Source organism: Oceanicola sp. S124 (genome assembly GCF_000220565.1).
Taxonomy (GTDB): domain Bacteria; phylum Pseudomonadota; class Alphaproteobacteria; order Rhodobacterales; family Rhodobacteraceae; genus Pseudooceanicola.
Genome location: NZ_AFPM01000143.1, coordinates 1 through 5,413, shown reverse-complemented (window position 1 = coordinate 5,413; position 5,413 = coordinate 1). Strand labels below are relative to the sequence as shown.

Below are 5,413 nucleotides of genomic sequence, written 5' to 3'. Positions count from 1 at the left end.
ATCTGGATCCTCGGCTCGTCGCTCTATGGTGCGCAGCTGGCGGCGCAGGCCGGGCTGCCCTATGCATTCGCCTCGCATTTCGCCCCCGATGCGCTGGATCAGGCGATCGAGGTCTACCGGCGCGGCTTCCAGCCCTCGGCCTGGCTGGAGAAGCCTCACTTCATGCTGGCAATGAACGTCTACGGCGCCGAGACCGAGGCAGAGGCCGCCTACCTCAAGACCTCGATGCAGCAGGCCTTCGCCCGGCTGCGCACCGGTCAGCCCGGCAAGCTGCCCCGCCCGGTCGAGCGGATCACGGAGGCCGTCGCCCCGGCCCTGCTGGCCCAGGTGGAACAGGCCTTCCGCATCACCGCCATGGGTACGCCCGAGATGGTGCGCCGCCAGATCGCCGATTTCCTGGAAACCTATGCCCCAGACGAGGTGATCATCACCGGCCAGATCCACGACCCGGAGGCCCGCATCCGCTCCTTCGAGATCGCCGCCGAACAGCTTCGCGCCCTCGGGGCCGAAGCCAGCTGAGAGGGCGGAGGGGGGCTCTGCCCCCCGCTGCGCTCCCCCCGGAGTATTTTCAGCCTGGTGATGCATGCGGGGCAGCGCCATCAAGGCGGCCTCCTTTTGACAAGGAGGGCTTGCACGCTCTCAATGGCAAGGTCCGGCGCCCGGAAGGTCAGGCCCTCTTGCGCATCACCAGGCTGAAAATACCTCCCGCCGGAGGCAATCGGCCGTCAGGCCGATATCACGTTTCCAGCCGTTCCAGCGCCTTGCCGGTCCGGGTCAGGCGCGCCTTGCGCATCAGTGCGCGCATCGTCCAGTCCTCGCCCGAGAGCCTTCGGGCCGTGGCCAGCACCCTCGCGCCGACCTCTGCCATCCCCTCGGGCTGAGCTTCGGTGAAGCCCTGCAACAGCGCGTCCGGGTCGGCACGGCCAAGGCCCTCTTCGGCCAGGATATGGCGCGGGAAATCCTTGGCATTGGCGGTGACGATCACATCGGCCGAGCTGGAGACCGCCAGCGCCAGCACATGGAGGTCGTTCGGATCGGGCAGCCAGAGGCGGTCCTCGATCCCCGGGCGGGTCTTCTGGCAGGCCGTCGGGAAGGCGGCCTGGGCCAGGGCGATCTCGCCCCGCGCCTGTGCCTCGACCTCTGGGCCGAACTTGGCCCCCGTGAGGGCCCATTCCTCCAGCAGGCGGTCGGACCAGATGGGCTGGAACAGCCCGGCCCGGGCGGCGCCGAAGAGCATCTCGCGCATTACCGTCGGGTAGAGCACGCAGGCGTCGAGCACCGCCCTCATAGCCGGAAGAACAGCGCCTTGAGGTAGCCGCTTTCGGCCAGCTGCGGGTGCATCGGGTGATCGGGGCCCGCATAGCCGGTGTGGATCAGCGCCGCGTCGCGCCCCGCGCGGCCGATGCCGCGGATCGAGGCGGCCCGGAACTTGCCCAGATCCGCCGCGTGGGAGCAGGAGCAGAGGCCGAGGAAACCACCTTCCGCCACCAGGGGCGCGGCGAGACGGGCGATACGTTCATAGGCGCGCAGCCCGGCTTCCAGCGCCTGCTTGGAGGGCGCGAAGGCCGGCGGGTCGCAGATCACCACCTCGAAGCGCGCGCCCTCGGCGTTCAGCGCCTCGAGCTGGGCGAAGGCATCCCCCTGCCGGGTCTGGAAGCGGTCCGCGGCCCCCATCGCCGCCGCCCCTGCCGAGGCCAGCTCCAGCGCCGGGGCCGAACCATCGACCGCCAGGGCGCGCTCGGCACCACCGGCCAGGCAGGCGAGGCCGAAACCGCCCACGTGCGAGAAGACGTCGAGCACCCGGGCGCCCTTCGCCAGCCGCGCGGCGAAGGCGTGGTTCGGGCGCTGGTCATAGAACAGGCCGGTTTTCTGGCCGCCGGTCAGGTCGGCCATGTAGGTGGCGCCGTTCATCCGCACCGGCACCGGCGCCTCGGGCGCCGTGCCCGCCAGCACCATCGAGATATCGTCCAGCCCCTCGAGACCGCGCGCGCGTCCCGAGGCGCTTTTCAGCACTTTGCTCACGCCGGTGACCTCGACAAGCGCAGCGCAGAGCGCCTCGATCCGCACATCGGCCCAGGCAGCATTAGGCTGCACGACGGCAGTATCGCCAAAGCGGTCGATGATCACGCCGGGCAGGCCATCGGCCTCGGCATGGATCAGGCGGTAGAAGGGCGCATCGAAGAGGGTTTCGCGCAGCGCCAGTGCGCGCGCGATCCGGGCCGCGAACCAGGCCTTGTCCGGTCCGCCCTCGGGCAGACTTGCCGAGGCGGGCTCAAGCACCCGGCCGAAGATCCGGCTTTCGGGGTTCACCGCCACCAGCGCCAGCGGCTGCCGCTCGGCATCCTCCAGCAGGGCGATCGCGCCCGTTGCCAGCGCCTTGGTGCGCCGGTCGGTGACCAGTTCGTTAGCATAGACCCAGGGGAAGCCGTGGCGGATCTTGCGGGCATCGCCCTTGGGCTTCAGTCGGATCGCGGGAAAAAGAGAGGAGGATGGCTGCATGGCCACCCTCCTATAGTCTTCCCCTCATCTGGGGAAGTCGGGAACGACAGAATGTCGCCTGGTGACGCGATGACCCCGGGCCCCGCGTGTCCTTGTCCTGCCGGCGACAGGCCGGAAGGGCGCCAGGGTGGCGCGAAATCTATCTGGCAGGGCCCATGACCCTTGCCCTTGTCCAGCGGGTGTCCTTTGCCAGCGGACCTTTTCAGCGCCCAGCGTGCGCTCCGTTCTTGCGACCGGTGGACCAGGCTGGCATGCCGCGCTCCGGACGAAGCTTCGGGTCTTTCTGACGCGGCGCTGATCCGCGACCCCACCCGACATTCCTGCAATGCCGGTTTTGCTTGGGAATATGGGCTGAATTGCGGCACACTGGCGGCAAAGCCGAGAAGATGTATACTGGTTCGTATCGTTTCGGGCAGCCCCGTCCCGGATGAAACCGCACCAACGCCGTGGTTCGGACTGGAAAGCCGCGCCGTTAGCGCTAAACTGCGCCCAAGACAGCCCTCACCGACTCATCTGCCTGCCACCCCTCCCCAGTCGATGGCAGCGCATGTGCGGACGACGCCAAAGCGGAGACCCAGCCATGTCCCTCAACCAGACCATCGCCGATGTAACCGATCGCATCATCGAACGCTCGCGCGAGCGGCGCGAAACCTACCTTGAGCGGATCGGACGCGCGGGTGAGGCCGGGCCGGTGCGCGCCCACCTGACCTGCGGCAACCAGGCCCATGCCTACGCGGGGGTCCCGACGGATCAGGAGGCGCTGTCGCTTGGCCGCGCCGCCAATATCGGCATCGTCACCGCCTATAACGACATGCTCTCGGCGCATCAGCCGTTTGAGCATTTCCCCGAGCTGATCCGCAAGGCCGCCCGCGCCAAGGGCGCCACGGCGCAGGTGGCAGGCGGCGTGCCGGCCATGTGCGATGGGGTGACCCAGGGCCAGCCGGGCATGGAGCTGTCGCTGTTTTCCCGCGACGTGATCGCCATGGCGGCGGGGATCTCCCTGTCGCACAACTGCTTCGACGTGGCGCTCTACCTTGGCGTCTGCGACAAGATCGTCCCCGGCCTGGTCATGGCGGCGGCGACCTTCGGCCATATCCCGGCAGTCTTCCTGCCCGCTGGCCCGATGCCGAGCGGTCTGCCCAATGACGAGAAGGCCAAGGTCCGACAGCAGTTCGCCGCCGGGGAAGTCGGCCGCGACAAGCTGATGGAGGCCGAGATGGCCTCGTACCATTCGCCCGGCACCTGCACCTTCTACGGCACGGCGAATTCCAACCAGATGCTGATGGAGTTCATGGGTCTGCATCTGCCGGGCGCCTCCTTCGTCAACCCCAACACGCCGCTGCGCGACGCGCTGACCGTCGCGGGCACCGAGCGCGCGCTGGAGATCACCGCGCTAGGCAACGACTATCGCCCCGCGGGCGAGATCCTGGACGAGAAGGCCTTCGTCAACGGCATCGTCGGCCTGATGGCCACCGGCGGCTCGACCAACCTGGTGCTGCACATGCCCGCCATGGCGCGCGCTGCCGGGATCATCCTGGACCCCGAGGATTTCGACGCGATCTCTTCCGTGACGCCGCTGCTGGCCAAGGTCTATCCGAACGGGCTGGCCGACGTGAACCACTTCCACGCGGCCGGCGGCCTCGGCTACCTGATCGACCAGCTGCTGAATGACGGGCTGCTGCACCCCGACACCAAGACCGTCGCGGGCGACGGGCTGGAACGCTACACCCGCGAGCCGCAGATCATCGACGGCGCGCTGCAATGGTCCGAGGGGGCCCGCAAGAGCGAGAACGACAAGATCGTCCGCCCCGCCTCGGATCCCTTCCAGAAAACCGGCGGCCTCAAATCGCTGACCGGCTCTCTGGGGACGGCGATCATGAAGGTCTCGGCCGTGGCGCCCGAGCGCCACGTGATCGAGGCCCCGGTGCGCATCTTCCACGACCAGGACGACGTGAAGGCCGCCTTCAAGCGGGGCGAGTTCACCTCGGACACCATCGTCGTCGTCCGTTTCCAGGGGCCGAAGGCCAATGGCATGCCGGAACTGCACTCGCTGACACCGACGCTGGCGGTGCTGCAGGATCGTGGCCTGAAGGTCGCCCTGCTGACTGATGGCCGCATGTCGGGCGCGTCCGGCAAGGTCCCCGCCGCCATCCACCTCAGCCCCGAGGCAGCGGACGGCGGCTGGATCGCCCGGCTGCAGGATGGCGACGTGGTGAAGCTGGATGCCGTCAACGGCACCATCACCACCGATGCACCGCTGGAAGACCGCCAGCCGGTCACCCCCGATCTCTCGGCAAACAGCTTCGGCATCGGCCGCGAACTGTTCGAATCCTTCCGCCAGAACGCCTCGCCCGCTCGCGAAGGCGCCTCCAACGTCGTCTGAGGAGCATCCGATGACCCCTGAAACCGCAAGCGCCCGCGCGCGCGAGATCTGTGAACTGGCCCCGGTGGTCCCCGTGCTGGTGGTCCATGACGTGGCCCACGCCCGCCCCCTGGCCGAGGCGCTCGTGGCCGGCGGCCTGCCGGCGCTGGAAGTGACCCTGCGCACACCCGTGGCGCTGGAGGTCATCCGCGAGATGGCCAAGGTCGAGGGCGGCGTGGTCGGTGCGGGCTCGATCCTGACGCCCGCGGCGGTCACCCAGGTCGTCGCCGCAGGTGCGAAGTTCGGTGTCTCGCCCGGCTCGACCGCGAAGGTGCTGACGGCCGCCGAACAGGCCGACCTGCCCATGCTGCCGGGCGCGGCCACGGCCTCGGAGGTCATGGCGCTGCTGGAACGCGGCTACACGGTGCAGAAGTTCTTCCCCGCCGAAATCGCCGGCGGCGCCGCGGCCATCAAGGCCATTGGCGCGCCGATCCCGGATGTCTCCTTCTGCCCGACGGGCGGGGTCTCGCCCTCCAACGCGCAGGACTACCT

General features: G+C 68.9%; 5 protein-coding genes. 3 read left to right on the top strand and 2 right to left on the bottom strand.

Going from position 1 to position 5,413, the window contains the following annotated elements:
• Nucleotides 1-519: MsnO8 family LLM class oxidoreductase (locus OS124_RS0109835; protein WP_010139399.1), on the top strand; the 519-nt coding region annotated here is incomplete at its 5' end.
• Nucleotides 520-736: 217 nt separating this feature from the next.
• On the opposite strand, the gene OS124_RS0109830 is transcribed toward OS124_RS0109835, so the two are convergent.
• Nucleotides 737-1,288 carry an RSP_2648 family PIN domain-containing protein gene (locus OS124_RS0109830; protein ID WP_010139398.1) on the bottom strand — a complete coding sequence of 184 codons (552 nt, stop codon included), beginning with the start codon at nucleotides 1,286-1,288 and terminating at the stop codon, nucleotides 737-739.
• Nucleotides 1,285-2,499, bottom strand: coding sequence for an RSP_2647 family RNA methyltransferase (locus OS124_RS0109825; protein WP_010139397.1), 1,215 nt, complete (start codon nucleotides 2,497-2,499; stop codon nucleotides 1,285-1,287). The genes OS124_RS0109830 and OS124_RS0109825 overlap by 4 nt, the downstream gene beginning before the upstream one ends.
• A gap of 580 nt (nucleotides 2,500-3,079) precedes the next feature.
• On the opposite strand from OS124_RS0109825, the gene edd reads away from it, so the two are divergent.
• Together edd and eda are read left to right on the top strand one after the other, a co-directional pair.
• The gene (edd, locus tag OS124_RS0109820) at nucleotides 3,080-4,882 is read left to right on the top strand and encodes a phosphogluconate dehydratase (protein ID WP_010139396.1); all 1,803 of its coding nucleotides are present in this window, start codon (nucleotides 3,080-3,082) and stop codon (nucleotides 4,880-4,882) included.
• Nucleotides 4,883-4,892: 10 nt separating this feature from the next.
• Nucleotides 4,893-5,413: bifunctional 4-hydroxy-2-oxoglutarate aldolase/2-dehydro-3-deoxy-phosphogluconate aldolase (gene eda / locus OS124_RS0109815; RefSeq protein ID WP_010139394.1), on the top strand; the 521-nt coding region annotated here is incomplete at its 3' end.

Coding starts and splice junctions, on each gene's coding strand:
- OS124_RS0109830 (WP_010139398.1), bottom strand. CDS start 1,288: ATGAGGGCGGTGCTCGACGCCTGCGTGCTCTACCCGACGGTAATGCGC.
- OS124_RS0109825 (WP_010139397.1), bottom strand. CDS start 2,499: ATGCAGCCATCCTCCTCTCTTTTTCCCGCGATCCGACTGAAGCCCAAG.
- edd (WP_010139396.1), top strand. CDS start 3,080: ATGTCCCTCAACCAGACCATCGCCGATGTAACCGATCGCATCATCGAA.